This window comes from Streptomyces sp. (genome assembly GCF_035645055.1).
Classification (GTDB): domain Bacteria; phylum Actinomycetota; class Actinomycetes; order Streptomycetales; family Streptomycetaceae; genus Streptomyces.
The window spans coordinates 56351-73316 of the sequence record NZ_DASQNH010000042.1 but is presented as its reverse complement, the minus strand read 5'-3'; the positions used below and the strand labels follow the sequence as shown (position 1 = coordinate 73316).

The window sequence follows — 16966 nt, the reverse complement described above, 5'->3', positions numbered from 1 at the left end:
GCGCACGGACGTACGGGCATCCGCGGGCGGGCGGGAGGAGCCCCCGACGCCCCCGCGCTTCGGCGCGGGCGCTCCCGCCACGTACCGTCATGGGTATGAGCCCCACGCCCCCCGCCCGCCGCTTGCGTCTCGGCCTGCCGCGCCGGGTGTTCTCGCAGGTGCTGCTGATGCAGGTGGCGATCGCCGCGGGAGTCGCGGTGCTCGCGACCGGGCTGTTCCTCGCACCGCTCAGCGATCAGCTGGACGACCAGGCGATGCGCCGGGCGCTGGCGATCGCGCAGACCACCGCCGCCCAGCCGCGGCTCGCCGAGGACGTCCGCGGTACACCCCCGACGCCCGACGGGCCCGTCCAGCGCGAGGCGGAGCGGATCCGCGAGGCCACCCGGGCCGAGTACGTCGTGGTCATGGACACGCGCGGCGTGCGCTGGTCGCACACCGAGCCGGAGGAGATCGGCCGGCACGTCTCCACCGACCCCAGCGAGGCGCTCGCCGGCCGGGAGGTCATGGAGATCGACGAGGGCACCCTGGGCCGCTCCGCGCGCGGCAAGGTGCCGTTGCGCGACGGCGACGGCGAGATCGTCGGAGCGGTGTCGGTCGGCATCGCGTACGACAGTGTCCGCGCACGGCTCGTCCACGCGATCCCGGAGCTGCTGGCGTACGCCGGTGGCGCCCTGGCCGTCGGCGCGCTGGCCGCGTGGCTGATCGCCCGCCGGGTGCAGCGACAGACCCGGGACCTGGCGTTCTCCGACATCGCGGCCCTGCTGGCGGAGCGGGAGGCGATGCTGCACGGCATCCGGGAGGGCGTGGTGGCCCTGGACCGCGCGGGCCGGATCCGGCTGCTGAACGACGAGGCGCGGCGTCTGCTGGGCCTCGGGGACGAGGCGGTGGGGCACTCCCTGGACGAGGCGCTGGGCGGGGGACGTACGGCCGATGTGCTGGCCGGCCGGGTCACGGGCACCGATCTGCTCACCGTGCGGGGGCAGCGGGTGCTGGTCGCCAACCGCATGCCCACCGACGACGGAGGGGCGGTCGCCACCCTGCGCGACCGCACCGAGCTGGAGCAGCTGGGCCGGGAGCTGGACTCCACCCGGGGCCTGATCGACGCCCTGCGCGCCCAGGACCACGAGCACGCCAACCGGATGCACACCCTGCTGGGGCTGCTCGAACTGGAGATGTACGAGGACGCCGTGGAGTTCGTCGGCGAGGTGGTGGGTGATCACCGGGCCACGGCGGAACAGATCACCGAGCGGATCCAGGACCCGCTGCTCGCCGCCCTGCTGGTCGGCAAGGCGACCGTCGCGGCCGAGCGCGGCGTGGCGCTGCGGCTCTCCGGCCGCACCGGCCTGCCGGACCGGCTGATCGACGCACGGGGGCTGGTCACCATCGTCGGCAACCTGGTCGACAACGCGCTGGACGCCGTCGCGGGCACACCCCACGCGCGCGTGGAGGTCGAATTGCAGGCCGAGGGCCGCACCGCCGTGCTCACGGTGCGCGACACCGGGCCCGGCATCCCCGAGGAGCGGCGCGAGGTCGTCTTCACCGACGGATGGTCGACGAAGGAGCCGCCCGCCCACCGCAAGCGCGGCATCGGGCTGTCCCTGGTGCGCCGGCTCGCGGAGCGGCAGGGCGGCACGGTGACGGTGGGCGAGGCGCCCGGCGGGGGCGCGGAGTTCACCGTGGTTCTGCCCGAGGCGCTGGCCGAGCCGGGGCCGCCGCGGCCCGCTGTGAGCGTGCCGGGCGCGGAGTCCACCGGAACCGTACCGGGCACGGGTACCGACGGTGCCGTACCGGGCACGGACTCCGCCCGGACCCCATCGAGCCCGAAGTCCGCCCGCGCCGTGCCGTCCGCCGCGCGGTCCGCCGAGGAGGAGACGCGATGATCGAGGTCCTGGTCGTGGACGACGACACCAGGGTCGCGCGGGTGAACGCCGCGTACGTGGAGAAGGTGCCGGGCTTCCATGTCGCCGGCGAGGCGCACCAGGCCGCGGAGGCGCTGCGGTTGCTGGAGACGCTGCCGCACGTGGATCTGGTCCTCATGGACCACTATCTGCCCGACGGGACGGGCCTTGCGGTGGTGCAGGAGATGCGCAGGCGCGGCCACCAGACCGACGTGATCATGGTGACGGCGGCCCGCGACGTCTCGACGGTGCAGGCGGCGATGCGGCACGGCGCGCTGCAGTACCTGGTCAAGCCGTTCGCCTTCGCGGGGCTGCGCGCCAAGCTGGAGGCGTACGCGCAGCTGCGCCGCACCCTCGACGGCGGCGGCGAGGCGGAGCAGGCGGAGGTCGACCGCATCTTCGGCGCGCTGTCCGCGCCGTCGGAGCCGGATCTGCCGAAGGGGCACTCCCCCGCTACGGCCGAGTCGGTGCGGCAGTGCCTGATGAACGCCGAAGGGCCGCTGTCGGCCCAGGAGATCGCCGAACGCACCGGGGTGAGCCGGCAGACCGCCCAGCGCTATCTGAAGCTCCTGGAGCGCACCGGGCGGGCCACGCTGACCCTGAAGTACGGCGACGCGGGCCGCCCGGAACACCGTTACGTGTGGGCGACCCGCGCCTGAGGCACGGCCCGTGGGGCGGGGGAAGGACCGTGCCCCCTTGGATACGGACGGGATCCGCTGTCTTCTCGACGGTTCCTCGCCCGCTTCACGCCGCCCCCGCCCCCGTCAGCGACCGCACTTCCGTCTCCGCGTGCTTGGCCTCGTCCGGCAGCTCCGCCGAGGTGACCGTGCCGAGCCAGCCGGCGAGGAAGCCCAGCGGGATGGAGACGAGACCCGGGTTCTGCAGCGGGAAGTACTGGAAGTCGGCGTGCGGGAACAGCGCGTCGGGGCTGCCCGAGACGACGGGTGACAGCAGCACCAGCGCCACGGCCGGGAGCAGGCCTCCGTAGACGGACCAGACCGCGCCCCGGGTGGTGAAGCGCCGCCAGAACAGCGAGTAGAGCAGCACCGGCAGATTCGCGGACGCGGCGACGGCGAACGCCAGGCCCACCAGGAAGGCGACGTTGAGGTCCCGGGCGAGCAGCCCGAGGGCGATCGCGACGACTCCGATGCCGGCCGCCGCCACCCTCGCCACGGCCACCTCGCTGCGCGGCTTCGCGCGTCCGCGGCGCAGCGAGGCGTACAGGTCGTGGGCGACGGACGCCGAGGAGGCGAGGGTGATTCCGGCGACCACCGCGAGGATGGTGGCGAAGGCGACCGCGGCGACGACCGCGAAGAGAACCGTTCCGCCCGTGGAGTGCGCGCCGCCGCCCAGGTCGAGCGCCAGCAGCGGGACCGCCGTGTTCCCGGCCGCGTTCGACGCGCGCACGGCCTGCGGGCCCACGAGCGCGGCCGCGCCGAAGCCGAGGACGATCGTCATCAGGTAGAAGCCGCCGATGAGCCCGATCGACCAGACGACCGAGCGCCGCGCCGCGCGTGCCGTGGGCACGGTGTAGAAGCGGGACAGGATGTGCGGCAGCCCGGCCGTGCCCAGCACCAGCGCGAGTCCGAGGCTGATGAAGTCGAAGCGGGCGGTCCAGTCCCCGCCGTACTTCAGGCCGGGCGCCAGGAACGCCGCGCCGTGGCCACTGCGGTCCGCCGCGGTGCGCAGCAGCTGGTCGACGTCGCCGTGGAACCGCACCAGCACGAGCGCGGTCAGCGTGATCGCCCCGCCCATCAGCAGGACCGCCTTCACGATCTGGATCCAGGTGGTGGCCCGCATCCCTCCCCACGACACATAGACGACCATCAGGGCGCCGACCCCGATCACCGTCCAGGTCTGCGCGGCTGCGCTCGTCCCGCCCAGCAGCAGCGCGACCAGGCTGCCCGCCCCCACCATCTGCGCCACCAGATACAGAACGGACACGGTGACCGAGGAAGTTCCCGCCGCGATCCGCACCGGCCGTTCCCGCATCCGCGCGGCGACCACGTCGGCGAGGGTGAACCGCCCGCAGTTGCGGACCAGTTCGGCGACCAGGAAGAGCACCACCAGCCAGGCCACCAGGAAGCCCACCGAGTACAGCAGCCCGTCGTAGCCGAAGAGCGCGATGAGACCGGAGATGCCGAGGAAGGATGCGGCCGACATGTAGTCACCGGCGATGGCAAAACCATTCTCCATCGGCGAGAAGAGCCGTCCGCCCGCGTAGAACTCCTCGGCCGAGCCGTGCCGGTCACGGCTCACCCAGCTCGTGATCGCCAGTGTCACGGCGACGAAGACGCTGAACAGCAGAAGGGCCAGGGTCTGGTGCTCACCGGTCACCGGGCACCGCCCTGCGGATGCCGCGCGTCAGTTCCTGGGTGTCCCAGCGCAGTTCGAGCGCCGCGCGGTCCCTGCGCAGCCGGGCGTGCCGGGCGTACGCCCAGGTGAGCAGGAAGGTGGAGAGGAACTGCCCGAGCCCGGCCAGCATCGCCACGTTCACCGCGCCCGCCACGGGCCGGGCCATGAGTCCGGGCGCGGTGGTGGCGGCGATGACGTAGCCGACGTACCAGGTGAAGAAGGCGGCGAACGCCGGGACGACGAACCGGCGGTACCGGTTCCGCACCTCCTGGAAGGCGGCGCTGCGCTGCACCTCGAGGTAGACGTCCGCGGCGCTCACCGCACCGTCCCGGGGCTCCGTCCGCTCGGCCCGCCCGGGCCACTCGGAGGCCGTGGCGGGCACGCGCGCGGGGAACCCGTCCGCCTCGCCCCAGCCGGAGGCGAGTGCGGCGTACCAGGGATCGTCGTACCGCACACTTCTGGCGTCACGGGGACGACCGTCACTTGAGCGCATGCCCAAGCATGGACAGAACGGAAAGGTCCCTGGCTCTTCTTCTCGACGCCCTTCACCCCATCAGGTGACCCCGACGACGGGCCGCCGCCGCGGCCGGGCAGCCCTCACAGGGGCCACCCGGTCAGGGTCCCGCACAGCGGCTACGCGTCGATACGCGACCGGTCCAGCGTCGCCGCCGAGCTGGAGATGAACTCCTTGCGGGGCGCCACGTCGTTGCCCATCAGCAGGTCGAAGACCTGCTCGGCGGCGTCCAGGTCGGAGAGGTTGATGCGGCGCAGGGTGCGGTGGCGCGGGTCCATCGTGGTCTCGGCCAGCTGGTCGGCGTCCATCTCGCCCAGGCCCTTGTAGCGCTGGATCGAGTCCTTGTACCGGACGCCCTTGCTCTGGAACTCCATGAGCTTGTCGCGCAGTTCCCGGTCCGAGTACGTGTACACGTACTTGTCCTGGCCCTTCTTGGGCTGGATCAGCTCGATCCGGTGCAGCGGCGGGACCGCGGCGAACACCCGGCCGGCCTCGACCATGGGCCGCATGTAGCGGTGGAACAGCGTGAGCAGCAGGGTCCGGATGTGGGAGCCGTCCACATCGGCGTCGGTCATCATGATGATCTTGCCGTAGCGGGCGGCGTCGATGTCGAACGTCCGGCCCGAGCCCGCCCCTATGACCTGGATGATCGCGCCGCACTCGGCGTTCTTGAGCATGTCGGTCACGGACGACTTCTGGACGTTGAGGATCTTGCCGCGGATCGGCAGCAGCGCCTGGAACTCGGAGTTCCGGGCGAGCTTGGCGGTGCCGAGCGCGGAGTCTCCCTCGACGATGAACAGCTCGCTGCGGTCGACGTCGTCGCTACGGCAGTCGGCGAGCTTCGCGGGCAGCGAGGACGACTCCAGGGCCGTCTTGCGACGCTGCGCGTCCTTGTGCTGACGGGCCGCGATGCGGGTCCTCGCGGCGGCGACGGCCTTCTCCAGGACCACCCGGGCCTGCTGCGCCGCGTCACGTTTCGTGGCGGTGAGGAACGCCTTCAGCTCCTTGGTGACCACGTTGTTCACGATGCGGCGGGCCGCCGAGGTGCCGAGCACCTCCTTGGTCTGCCCCTCGAACTGCGGCTCGGCGAGGCGGACGGTGACGACCGCGGTCAAGCCCTCCAGGGCGTCGTCCTTGACGATGTCGTCCTCGGCGACGCGCAGCAGCTTCTTGGCGCGCAGCACCTCGTTCATCGTCTTGGCGATCGCCTGCTCGAAGCCGGCGACATGGGTGCCGCCCTTGGGAGTGGCGATGATGTTCACGAAGGACTTGACGGTCGTCTCGTAGCCCGTGCCCCAGCGCAGGGCGACGTCGACGCCGAGTTCCCGGGTGACCTCGGTGGGTGTCATCTGGCCGTGCTCGTCGAGGACCGGAACGGTCTCCTTGAAGGTGCCCTGGCCGGTGAAGCGGAGCACGTCGCAGATGGGCTTGTCGGCTGCCAGGAACTCGCAGAACTCGCTGATGCCGCCGTCGAAGCGGAAGGACTCCTCGCCCTTGCTGCCACCCTCGCCGAGGCCGAACTCGTCGCGGACGACGATGGTCAGGCCGGGCACCAGGAACGCGGTCTGGCGTGCGCGCTGGTGCAGGTTCTCCAGGGAGAGCTTGGCGTCCTTGAGGAAGATCTGGCGGTCGGCCCAGTACCGCACGCGGGTGCCGGTGCGGGTCCTGGGGATCTTCTTGGCCTTGCGCAGGCCGCTCTTGGCCTCGAACTTCGCGTCCGGGCCGGACGCGGCGAAGGCACCGGGCACGCCGCGCCGGAAGCTGATCGCGTGGGTGTGGCCGCCGCGGTCCACCTCGACGTCCAGCCGCGCGGAGAGCGCGTTCACCACGGAGGCGCCGACGCCGTGCAGACCACCGGAGGCGGCGTAGGAACCGCCGCCGAACTTGCCGCCGGCGTGCAGCTTGGTCATCACGACCTCGACGCCGGACAGACCGGTCTTGGGCTCGACGTCGACCGGGATGCCGCGGCCGTTGTCGCGCACCTCCACCGAGCCGTCGTCGTGCAGGATCACCTCGATGTGATCGCAGTGGCCGCCCAGGGCCTCGTCGACGGAGTTGTCGATGATCTCCCAGAGGCAGTGCATCAGACCGCGGCTGTCGGTCGATCCGATGTACATGCCCGGGCGCTTGCGGACGGCCTCCAGCCCCTCCAGGACGAGCAGGTGCCGCGCGGTGTAGTTGGAACCGTCCCGGTCTGCTCCTGCCAGCAGAGCTGTGGACGGCACGGACGTCTCGGCGGTCACGCGGTTCGCTCCTCGCTGAATTTCAGATGGGGCCCATCGGGGTAAGGCCGTGGCTCGGGTAGCCGCTCAGAGGGTACCGAGGCCTGGTAGAGCCGCTGTAACGCCACCCTCGTCATGAACGCAGACTAGTCCACAGTCGCATACACGTTCGATCCCTCGATAGGGTGAAGTACATATCACGTTCCCTTCCAGGCATGAACCATTTAGGCTCCGGGCACGTCCTCATGAACAACCGGCAACCCAGCCGGCAGGACCGAGACCGATACGAACGCGCGAAACCGTACGACACACAGACACGCACTACGGCACATTCGCCGCCAACCGGCAGCAGCCAGCCGCCTCGGAAAAAAATCTTTCGAGGAAAAGCCGCGAGCGGGAACGTTTTGGGGCTGGTTGGATGTTGACCCTGGTACGACAGCTCGTCGAGCTAGAGAAGAGGCGACGTGACTACTGTTCTGACCCCCGCGAGCCCGCTGACGGCCGCTGATCGCTGCGACCGCTGCGGCGCCCAGGCATACCTGCGCGTCGTCCTGCTGAGCGGCGGAGAACTGCTCTTCTGCGCCCACCACGGCCGCAAGTTCGAGCCGGAACTCAAGAAGATCGCCGCTGAGATACAGGACGAGACCGAGCGCCTCACGACCGTTCCCAACCACGCCTCCGAAGAAGAGCGCTGATATTCGCGTCCACGACGAGCCAGCCCCGGCACAGGCCGGTGAACGGGCGGCCGCCCCTGCACCCAGGGCCGGCCGCCCGTCGTCCTGCCCGCCCGGAACCTCAGGCTCCGTCGAAGGCCCTCACGCTGCCCCCCGGCCCGCGCAGTCCCAGCCCAGCTTCCGCAGGGCGTCCGAGACCCGCGTATAGACGCCGGGACTGCCGGAGCGCCCGCAGCCGCTCCCCCAGGACACCAGCCCGATGAGGCGCCCCTGGGCCACCAGCGGTCCCCCGCTGTCCCCCTGGCACGCGTCCCGGCCACCCTGCCGCTCCCCAGCGCAGACCATGGCTTCGGCAACATAGCTGCCATCGCCGCCGGCTGGATACGCCCGCTCACAGAGCGCGTCGGGCAGCACCTGGACGCTCGCGGCCCGCAGCCCGTCCGCGTAGTCGCCCAGACCCGAGGCGTCGCCCCAGCCGTACACCACGGCCCGCGTGCCGGGGGCGTACGCAGGGTCGTCCGCGCCGGCCATCGGGAGGAGCGCGTTCTGCGGCAGCGGCTCGGCGAGCGTCAGCACCGCGAAGTCCCCGCTGTTGCTGGCATCGTCGTAGCCCGGATTCACCCAGCTCTCGCGCACCGCCACCTCCTGGCCCTGATCGGTGCGCAGATCCGTACGCCCGGTGATCACCTTGAGATCAGGTACCTGGTGCGGCGGAGACCCCAGGACCTCCTCCTCCAGACAGTGCGCCGCCGTGAGCACGGTGGTGGGGCCGACCGCCACCCCGCCGCAGAACTGCCCGGATCGCGTTCCCCCGAACCGGTCACGGCTGGAGAGCGCCACCGTCCAGGGAGCCTGGGACACCTCGACAGGAAACCCGCCCACGACTATGCCCTCTGCTGCCGCGGGAGCGGCGGAGACCGCCGGTACCAGCGGTATCGCGGCCGCGACAGCCACCCCGGCCAGGGGACGGGTCAGTGCTCGGACAAGGGGACGACGCATGCGAACTCCTCACTCCGGGGCGTTCATGGAACACCCAGAGTGATTGAGAGCACCGCGCCCCGCACCCGCTCGGCACCACTGCGCCCGCCCGCCACCGCCCCTGCTCAGCGCGAAGGCCCGGCACCGCTTCCGCGGAGCCGGGCCTTCGATGTCGTACGGCGGCGAGCAGGCCGGGCTGGACCTAGTCGAGGTAGTCGCGCAGCACCTGCGAACGCGACGGGTGGCGCAGCTTCGACATGGTCTTGGACTCGATCTGGCGGATGCGCTCACGCGTGACGCCGTAGACCTTGCCGATCTCGTCGAGGGTCTTCGGCTGACCGTCGGTGAGACCGAAACGCATGGAGACGACGCCGGCCTCCCGCTCGGACAGGGTGTCCAGGACCGAGTGCAGCTGCTCCTGGAGGAGCGTGAAGCTGACCGCGTCGGCCGGGACGACGGCCTCGGAGTCCTCGATGAGGTCACCGAACTCGCTGTCGCCGTCCTCGCCCAGCGGGGTGTGCAGCGAGATCGGCTCGCGGCCGTACTTCTGGACCTCGATGACCTTCTCGGGGGTCATGTCGAGTTCCTTGGCCAGCTCCTCCGGGGTGGGCTCGCGGCCCAGGTCCTGGAGCATCTGGCGCTGGACGCGCGCGAGCTTGTTGATGACCTCGACCATGTGCACCGGAATACGGATGGTGCGGGCCTGGTCGGCCATCGCGCGGGTGATCGCCTGGCGGATCCACCAGGTGGCGTACGTGGAGAACTTGTAGCCCTTGGTGTAGTCGAACTTCTCGACCGCGCGGATCAGACCGAGGTTGCCCTCCTGGATGAGGTCCAGGAAGAGCATGCCGCGGCCGGTGTAACGCTTGGCCAGGGAGACCACCAGACGAAGGTTGGCCTCCAGCAGGTGGTTCTTGGCGCGGCGGCCGTCCTCGGCGATGATCTCCAGCTCGCGCTTGAGCTTCGGGGCGAGCTTGTCGGCGTTGGCCAGCTTGTCCTCGGCGAACAGACCCGCCTCGATGCGCTTGGCCAGCTCGACCTCCTGCTCGGCGTTGAGCAGGGGGACCTTGCCGATCTGCTTGAGGTAGTCCTTGACCGGGTCGGCGGTGGCACCGGCCGCGGCGACCTGCTGCGCGGGGGCGTCGTCCTCGTCCTCGTCGGACAGGACGAAGCCGGCGCTCTCGGCGCTCTCGGGCTCGTCGGCGACCTTGGTGTCCTCGAGGACCTCTTCGTCGAGCAGCTCGACGTCGTCCTTCTTGGCGCTGGTCTTCTTGGCCGCCGTCTTCTTGGCGGTGGTCTTCTTCGCGACCGCCTTCTTGGCGGTCGTCTTCTTGGCAGCGGCCTTCTTCGCGGGCGCGGCTTCCTCGGTGGGGTCGACGGCAGGGTCGACGGGCGTGGCCGGCGCGGCCGAGGTGGCGGTGGCCTTACGAGTGGTCACCGTCTTCGCCGCGACCGCCTTGGTGGCGGTGCGCTTGGCCGGGCTCTTCGCTGCGACGCTCTTTCGGGTGCGCTTGGGTTCTGCGGCACTGACCATCAGCGTCACACCCTCTTCCTCGAGGATCTGATTGAGGCTGCGCAGTACGTTCTTCCACTGAGTGGCCGGAATCTGGTCAGCTTCGAAGGCCCGACGCACGTCATCGCCGGCGATCTGCCCCTCAGCCTTTCCCCGCTCAATGAGCGCCATGACAGAGACGGACTCGGCGATCTCCGGCGGGAGCGTACGGGATGTGCTGGCCGACACGAACAACCTCTCGGAACGTTGGAAAACGACTTCCGGCCCCGTCCACGGCGGACGAGAGCCGACCGCCGGCTTGGGAATGGGCCGACGGCGCGGGCGGGGGCCGGGAAGATGCACAGCGCCTTGAACGGCGTCCGTATTCCCTCCGCGGCTGTCACCTCTTAGGTCATCGCGCTGTTCCCCCGAGCGTTACGCCCAATCCGCGTGGCCCGAGTCACACCCCGTAAGCGATCAAAAGCAGACAGACACGCACATAGGAGGTCATATGCGGTCCGGCCGGCGTTCGTCGCGGCGTCGGACCCCGCAGGTCCGGTGGATCCTGCGAGATCCGACGGGAGACGGCTCGCCAGGCCGGGTGATGCCGGAGAGAGGAAGAAGGAGGAAGCCCTTCGGCCGTGACGTCCGGGGGCTTGCTCAGTGCTCGCGCGGCGCGGGAACGACGCGCTCCACCTCGGGGTGGACGGTGAGCAGCTGCCGCATGGCCGCCTCGGCCGCCGCGCCGTCCCCCGCGGCGAGGGCGTCGACGATCCGGCCGTGGTGGACCAGCGTCGCCTCGTTCGGCCGGTCACAGCCGGTGACCGGCCCCCCGGAGACGTGGAGGGCCGCCGAGACGATGCCGGAGAGGTGCTCCAGCATGCGGTTGCCGGCGACCTGGATGAGCAGCGAGTGGAACTCGGTGTCCGCGCGGGAGAAGGTGAGCGCGTCACCCTGCCCCATGGCGTGGCCCATGATCTCGACCATGTCGGACAGGCGCTGCTGGACGTCCTCGCGGCCGTGGCCGGCCGCCAGCCGCGCGGCGAGCGGTTCGATCGTCCACCTCAGCTCGCTCAGCTCACGGCGCTGGTCGTCGCGCTGGGGGCCGAAGGCCCGCCACTCGATGATGTCCGGGTCGAGCAGGTTCCAGTCGCTGACGGGACGCACGCGCGTGCCGACGTTCGGGCGGGCGCTGACCAGGCCCTTGGCCTCCAGGACGCGCAGCGACTCGCGGACGACGGTGCGGGACACCTCGAAGCGCTGGCCGATCTCCTCGGGCACCAGCGGACGGTCCGCGCCCAGGTCGCCGGAGACGATCATCTGGCCGAGCTGCTGGACGAGTTGGCCGTGCAGGCCGCGGCCTCGGCTGCCCGCGGTCCGCCGGCCCACCCGGCGCAGCTCGGGGTCCGCGCCCTCCCAGGCGGGGGCCCCGACGCGGTCTGCGGCGGCGGCCTCTGCGTAGGGGTAGCGGTCGAGTTCGCCCGGGCCGGCGAGGCCGGAGTCTGCGGCGCGGGCGGGGGTCATCATGGTGTGCGCAAGGGTACTCACGGATCCTTTGTCGGCGCCGTGTCCAACTCCCTTGAGGTCTTTGGTGAAAAGCACACGAAAGGGTGATCGCTCACAACGCCGCAATTGACGCCTTATCGGAAAGAAACGGGCGTTCTACGAGGGAGTTGTGCACGAGCCGGACCGGAAGGGCGCGGGCAATTGTCACCTGGCCCTCCGTCGCAGGGTCGCGAGCAGATACGCGCAGAGCAGCGTGACCAGCGACAACGTCAGCGCACTGCCCACGGGTTGCCCGATCACCCGCGCCACGGCCGACACATAACGCTCCCCGCCGAAAGGCCACTGGGAGAGCAGCACCTCACGCAGCCGCAGCGGGAAACCCGCCGCACTCCGCACGGACGGCCCTTCCAGGAGCTTCCGCACGAGCGGTACGACGACCACCGGCACGGCCACCACCGCCGCGAGCCCGCCCGCGGTGGACCGGAAGACCCCGGCGGCCAGCACCCCGGCCCAGGCGCAGCCGATCACCAGAGCGATCCAACTCACCCCCAGTGACAGCCAATCCACGGGAACCTCCACAAGCTCCCGTCCGTACAGCAGATAGAGCACCTCGGCATCACACCCCACGGTCAGCACGGCCAGGACCAGCCCGGTGGCCGCGGAGACGAGGAGCTTGGCGGCGAGCAGCCCCAGCCGGCGGGGCACCGTGCCGCGATCCGCCGCCAGAGCGGGGTGGCGGAACTCGTCCCCGAAGGCCAGCGCCCCCAGCAGCCCCGCACCGAGCGCCGCGGGCGGCAACGGCAGCTCCCGCGGCCAGGCGGCGAGCAGCCGCGCCTGGGGGGTGTGCCCGATACGGGCCAGGACCGCGGCGGTGAGCGCCGAGACCCCCAGCACCACGGCACCGGTGAGAAACCCGGCCCCGACCCCGGTGGCCCGGCGCAGCTCGTACCGCAGCGGCCGCAGCGGGCTGGGCGCAGGACGGACCGAGATGGGGGGTGGGAGATCGGGCAGGGGGCCGGCGGAGTGGCTGGGGGGTGGGGAGGGGCGGGAGGAGGTGGGGTGGGGCGTGGCGGGGGGCGGGGCGGCGGGGGATGTGTCGGCGGCCGCTGGGTCCGTCGTGGATGTGTCTGCGGTCGATGTCTCCGCGGTCGCAGAGGGGGCTTCCGAGGGCACGTGCGAGGCGGTGTCGCAGTCCTGCGATGCGTCGGCCCGGACCTCATGGGGGGCGTTGGCCTCGGCCTCGGCGGCTGCCTCGGCCCGGGCCGGCCGATCGGCGCCCTCAGCGCCGCTGCCGCTCCCTGCCGGACCCCGCCCCTCGACGGCTCCCGGCGCGGACGGGGCCGGCTCGCCCGCGCCGGGCCCCATGTCGCCCACCTCGTCGGCGAGTTGGTGGACGAGAATGCCGTACCGAAACGCGGCGTCACCCACGGCGGCGCAGGTACTGCCGTACACGTACAGACGGTTGCCCCCTTCCCGTGCGACCTCGACCGAGCGCTGCCCGGTGCGGGCCTCCTTGGTGAGGAGTGCGGCGAGGCGGGCGGCGTGCGGGGTGCGGACGGCGACCCGCGGGCGCAGCCGGGTGCGGGCGAAGTCCCCCGCCGCCTGGTCGGCGGCGACCCTGCCCCCGTCCAGGGTGACGACCCGGTCGGCGATCCGTGCGGCCTCCTTGGGGTCGGCCGTGCTCACCAGGACGGTGCCGCCCTGCGTGGCGTGGGCGCGCAGCATGCCGTGCAGCCAGCGGCTCTCCCGGGCGGAAAGCCCGTCGGCGGGGTCGTCGAGCACGAGGGTGTGCGGGTCGGCGAGCAGCGCGCAAGCCAGGCCGAGGCGGCGGTCCATGCCGCGGGAGAGGGCGCCGAGCCGTTCGTCGCGCAGGCTGACGAGGCCGACCGCCTCGAGGACTTCGTCCGCCCGCCGGACCGGCACTCCGGCGGCGGCGCACAGCATGCGCAGATGGCCGCGGACGGTGCGCCCCGGGTGGCCGGGGACATCGCCGAGCAGAACGCCCACTTCGCGCGAGGGGTGCGCGATGCGGTGCAGCGGGCGTCCGCGGAAATGCGTGAGGCCACGGCCCTGTTGGAGTTCGAGCATGAGCCTGAGCACTGTCGACTTGCCCGCGCCGGCGGCACCGAGCAGCGCGGTGACGTGTCCCGCGCGCGCGTCGAAGGAGACGTCGTCGACGGCGGGCGGAAGGCCCTTGCGAGGGTTGCTGGTCAGTCCGAAGGCCTGGATCACCTTCAGCAATTTAGCGCGCTATATACGGTTTTTCGGGCACCGAACGGCCCGCTCACCGACCGGATCCGTCGATCTCGGACCCCTTCACGGATCTTCGTTCTTCGTTTTCATCGCCCCTCTGCCCCCCGGGGCCCCGCTCACCGCCGGTCGTGCGGCTTGCTCACACCTCGGGCCGCAGCATCGGCGGGTTGAGGAGAGTGGCGCCGCCGGCGCGGAAGAGCTGGGCTGGGCGCCCGCCCTGGCGGGTGGTCGTGCCGCCGGTGGGAACGAGGAAGCCGGGTGTGCCCGTCACCTTGCGATGGAAGTTGCGCGGGTCGAGGGCCACGCCCCAGACCGCCTCGTAGACCCGGCGCAGCTCCCCGACGGTGAACTCGGACGGGCAGAACGCCGTGGCCAGCGACGAGTATTCAATCTTGGAGCGGGCGCGTTCCACCCCGTCCGCGAGGATCTGCGCGTGGTCGAAGGCGAGTGGGGCCAGGGGCTCGCCGTCGCGGCCGTACCCGCTCTGCTGGAGCAGTTCCTCGACCGGCGCCCAGCGGGCGTTGCTGGCGTCGCCGCCCGCGCGGGGCGCGGGCAGGTCGGGGGCGAGAGCGAGGTGGGCGACGCTGACCACCCGCATGCGGGGGTCCCGCTTGGGGTCGCCGTAGGTCGCGAGCTGTTCCAGGTGGGCGCCGTTGTCCTGGGCCGGAACGGCCGGGTCGTGGACGCGCAGTCCGGTCTCCTCGGCCAGTTCGCGCGCCGCCGCCTGCGCCAGGTCCTCGTCGGCCCGCACGAAGCCGCCGGGCAGCGCCCAGCGCCCCTGGAACGGCGGCTCGCCCCTGCGTACCGCCAGCGCGCACAGGGCATGGCGGCGCACGGTCAGCACGACCAGGTCCACGGTGACGGCGAAGGGCGGAAAGGCTGACGGGTCGTAGGGCATGTCGCGATCATAGTCGTCTGCCTGACGATAAACACTCCCTTCGTCGGTCGCTTCGATGGCCTGTCTGCGGCCCTGGGCGCGGTCTCACCAGTCGTTCCGGGCGTCGGGACGGTGCGCCCCTCTCTCCGTCCTGCGCCGCTGTCGCCCACCGGGCCGGACGCCGTCTCGCCGCCGCGTCACACCCCCAGCTGCAGTCCGCCGACGGCCTCCTCGACCATGGCGAGGCCGAGGCGGCTCACCCGTACGGAGAAGGGGGCGCCCGCGACGCGTAGCCCGGTCAGGCAGATCTCGCCGAGAGGCGCGGTGCGCGGCGGGCGGAGGGTGACCGTTCGGGCCGGGGCGTCCGGTCGGAGGCCCGTGAGGGTGGTCAGCAGCAGGATTCCGGCGGCCGCGGCGGTGGCGGCCGGCCGGCAGGCGGCGGGATGGGGCAGCGGGGCGCCACCCTCGGTGCGCTGCTCCCCGGCGTACATCTCGGGCAGCCGGTACCCGAAGGCCTCCGTCGCCGCCAGGACGCCGCGCAGCAGCGAGTTCGCCTCCTTCTCATGGCCGGCTGCTGCCAGGCCCGCGACCGCCACCGCCGTCTCGTGGACCCGTACGGCACCACTGCGATGGCCGAAGGGGTTGTAGCCCGCTTCCTTGGCGCCCAGGCCGCGCAGCCCCCAGCCGGAGTCCATCGCCGGACCGCCGAACAGCCGGGCGAGCTGCTCGGTCCGCACCCGGTCGAGCAGGCCGGGGGCATGTTCGCCGCCGCCGAGCAGTCCGGTGTCCAGGAGGTGTGCCGCGGTGGCCCCGAGGTGCGCGAAGAGGCGCCCGTCCGGCGCACGGGCGGCGGCCGGACGACCGCCGCCCGGGTCGTCGATCCAGAAGTCCTCCCGGAAAGCGGCCCGGAGCGCTCCGGCCCACTGCCGTAGCCCGGCGCCGCCCGGTCTGCCGCAGGCGTCGAGCAGGTCGGCACCGAGCAGGGCGGCCCGGTGGGCGTGCGCCTGTGTCTCGCAGCGGACGAGGCCACCGGGCTGTGGGTCGGGCAGGTAGGCGCCGTCGCCCACGGCGGTCCGCAGCCAGGTCAGACAGCGTTCGGCGGTCGGCAGCAGTTCCTCCGTGTCGGGCTCCGGCAGGCCCCAGCGGCGTGCCTCCGCGAGCAGCACCGGGAAGAGCAGCGTGGCCTCCGTGCCGGTGCAGCTCGGTGGCAGATGGGCTCCGGCGTCCCGCCGCGGCCCGGGGATCAGGCCGGCTCGCGGCCCGGTGCCCCCGACCTGCGTACGGGCGAGGGCCCGCAGCGTGCCTGCGGCGAGCCGGGTGCCGAGGGGCAGGGCCATCCGGGCTGCCGAGAGCGATTCGGCGGGGGCCGGTCCGCAGCGCCAGGGCGCCCCGGCGGCGAGGTACATGTCAGCGGGGTGCCCGGGGTCGCGCAGCAGCAGGGCCTGGAGGTCGTCCACGCTGGTCCGCAGGAGCGCCGCGACCCGCGGGTCGTCGCCGGCCGCGGCGGTGGGAGCGAGAGGGCTCGTGGCCGCGCGGCCGACCGCCCGCAGGGGTGCCGCGCCGTCCAGGCGCACCCGTAATTCCACGCTGACGCTGCCGCCCGGGGGCAGTTCGAACTCCCAGCGCAGCAGCCCCGCGGAGGCCAGCGCGTCGGTGGGCGGCGGCTCGGCGGAGACCGACGACGCGCCGGTGGGGCAGGACCAGCGCAGACCGGAGTCGTGGACACTGGCGGGCAGCTCCGGACCGGCGTTGCCCGCGGCGATGGCGCCGAGTGCCGCCAGGTCCGTTCCGAGCGCCACCTCCAGGGGCAGGCGCAGGGGGCGGGCAGCCGCACTGCGCAGAGTGATCCGCTCCGTGCCATCCGCGTGGCGGACGCGCTCCACGACGATGTCCGGGTCCGGTCCGGCCTGCGGAGACACGCGCAGTGTCCCCACGAAGCGGGCCCGGCCGGCACCCGTCATCCGGGTCAGCACGGCGAGCGGCTCGCGCCCGGCGACCCAAACCTGGCAGCGGGAGAGCAGGCGCCGCCCCGCGCGATAGAAGCCCTCCAGTCCTCGTCCGGTCAGCTGGCCCTGTTCCGTGGAGACGGCGAGGCCCGGAAGGGCGACGCAGATGAGGGCGGTGTGGGTGGGAGGCAACTCCGCAGGACGGCGCGGGGGCGCCGGTGGCGGCACAGGCGCCCCCGCTCTGGGGGGCC

General features: G+C 72.3%; 12 protein-coding genes. 3 read left to right on the top strand and 9 right to left on the bottom strand.

Features of this window, described 5'->3' with window-relative positions:
* Positions 1-95 precede the first annotated feature (95 nt).
* Positions 96-1880: a sensor histidine kinase gene (locus VE614_RS14160; protein WP_324936413.1), complete on the top strand. Its 1785-nt coding sequence runs from the start codon at positions 96-98 to the stop codon at positions 1878-1880.
* Positions 1877-2557: a response regulator gene (locus tag VE614_RS14155; protein ID WP_324936411.1), complete on the top strand. Its 681-nt coding sequence runs from the start codon at positions 1877-1879 to the stop codon at positions 2555-2557. Before VE614_RS14160 ends, VE614_RS14155 begins: the two co-directional genes overlap by 4 nt.
* Before the next feature lie 85 nt (positions 2558-2642).
* On the opposite strand, the gene VE614_RS14150 is transcribed toward VE614_RS14155, so the two are convergent.
* The 3 genes from VE614_RS14150 to VE614_RS14140 all read right to left on the bottom strand — a co-directional run bounded on the left by VE614_RS14150 (position 2643) and on the right by VE614_RS14140 (position 7010).
* Positions 2643-4235, bottom strand: a complete 1593-nt coding sequence (locus VE614_RS14150) for a cation acetate symporter (RefSeq protein WP_324936409.1) — start codon at positions 4233-4235, stop codon at positions 2643-2645.
* Positions 4225-4746 carry a DUF485 domain-containing protein gene (locus VE614_RS14145; RefSeq protein WP_324936407.1) on the bottom strand — a complete coding sequence of 174 codons (522 nt, stop codon included), beginning with the start codon at positions 4744-4746 and terminating at the stop codon, positions 4225-4227. Before VE614_RS14145 ends, VE614_RS14150 begins: the two co-directional genes overlap by 11 nt.
* Before the next feature lie 140 nt (positions 4747-4886).
* Positions 4887-7010 (bottom strand): DNA topoisomerase IV subunit B, encoded by a 2124-nt coding sequence (locus tag VE614_RS14140; RefSeq protein ID WP_324936405.1) that lies wholly within the window; start codon positions 7008-7010, stop codon positions 4887-4889.
* A 443-nt stretch (positions 7011-7453) separates the two neighbouring features.
* On the opposite strand from VE614_RS14140, the gene VE614_RS14135 reads away from it, so the two are divergent.
* A complete protein-coding gene (locus VE614_RS14135) occupies positions 7454-7684 on the top strand; it encodes a DUF7455 domain-containing protein (RefSeq protein ID WP_324936403.1) in 231 nt (76 codons plus the stop codon).
* Between the two features lie 120 nt (positions 7685-7804).
* Here the strand turns inward: VE614_RS14135 and VE614_RS14130 are convergent, their stop codons facing one another.
* The 6 genes from VE614_RS14130 to VE614_RS14105 form a co-directional block, all read right to left on the bottom strand.
* Positions 7805-8662, bottom strand: coding sequence for a serine protease (locus VE614_RS14130; RefSeq protein WP_324936401.1), 858 nt, complete (start codon positions 8660-8662; stop codon positions 7805-7807).
* Between the two features lie 181 nt (positions 8663-8843).
* Positions 8844-10382 (bottom strand): RNA polymerase sigma factor, encoded by a 1539-nt coding sequence (locus VE614_RS14125; protein ID WP_324936399.1) that lies wholly within the window; start codon positions 10380-10382, stop codon positions 8844-8846.
* Positions 10383-10793: 411 nt separating this feature from the next.
* On the bottom strand, positions 10794-11681 hold the full coding sequence (locus tag VE614_RS14120; protein ID WP_324936397.1) for a FadR/GntR family transcriptional regulator: 888 nt from the start codon (positions 11679-11681) through the stop codon (positions 10794-10796).
* A 162-nt stretch (positions 11682-11843) separates the two neighbouring features.
* Positions 11844-13871 carry an ATP-binding cassette domain-containing protein gene (locus tag VE614_RS14115; RefSeq protein WP_324936395.1) on the bottom strand — a complete coding sequence of 676 codons (2028 nt, stop codon included), beginning with the start codon at positions 13869-13871 and terminating at the stop codon, positions 11844-11846.
* A gap of 160 nt (positions 13872-14031) precedes the next feature.
* The gene (locus VE614_RS14110; RefSeq protein WP_324936393.1) at positions 14032-14790 is read right to left on the bottom strand and encodes an NUDIX hydrolase; all 759 of its coding nucleotides are present in this window, start codon (positions 14788-14790) and stop codon (positions 14032-14034) included.
* A gap of 176 nt (positions 14791-14966) precedes the next feature.
* Entirely contained in the window at positions 14967-16907 is a 1941-nt protein-coding gene (locus tag VE614_RS14105; protein ID WP_324936391.1) for a glycogen debranching N-terminal domain-containing protein, read from the bottom strand.
* Positions 16908-16966: the final 59 nt, after the last annotated feature.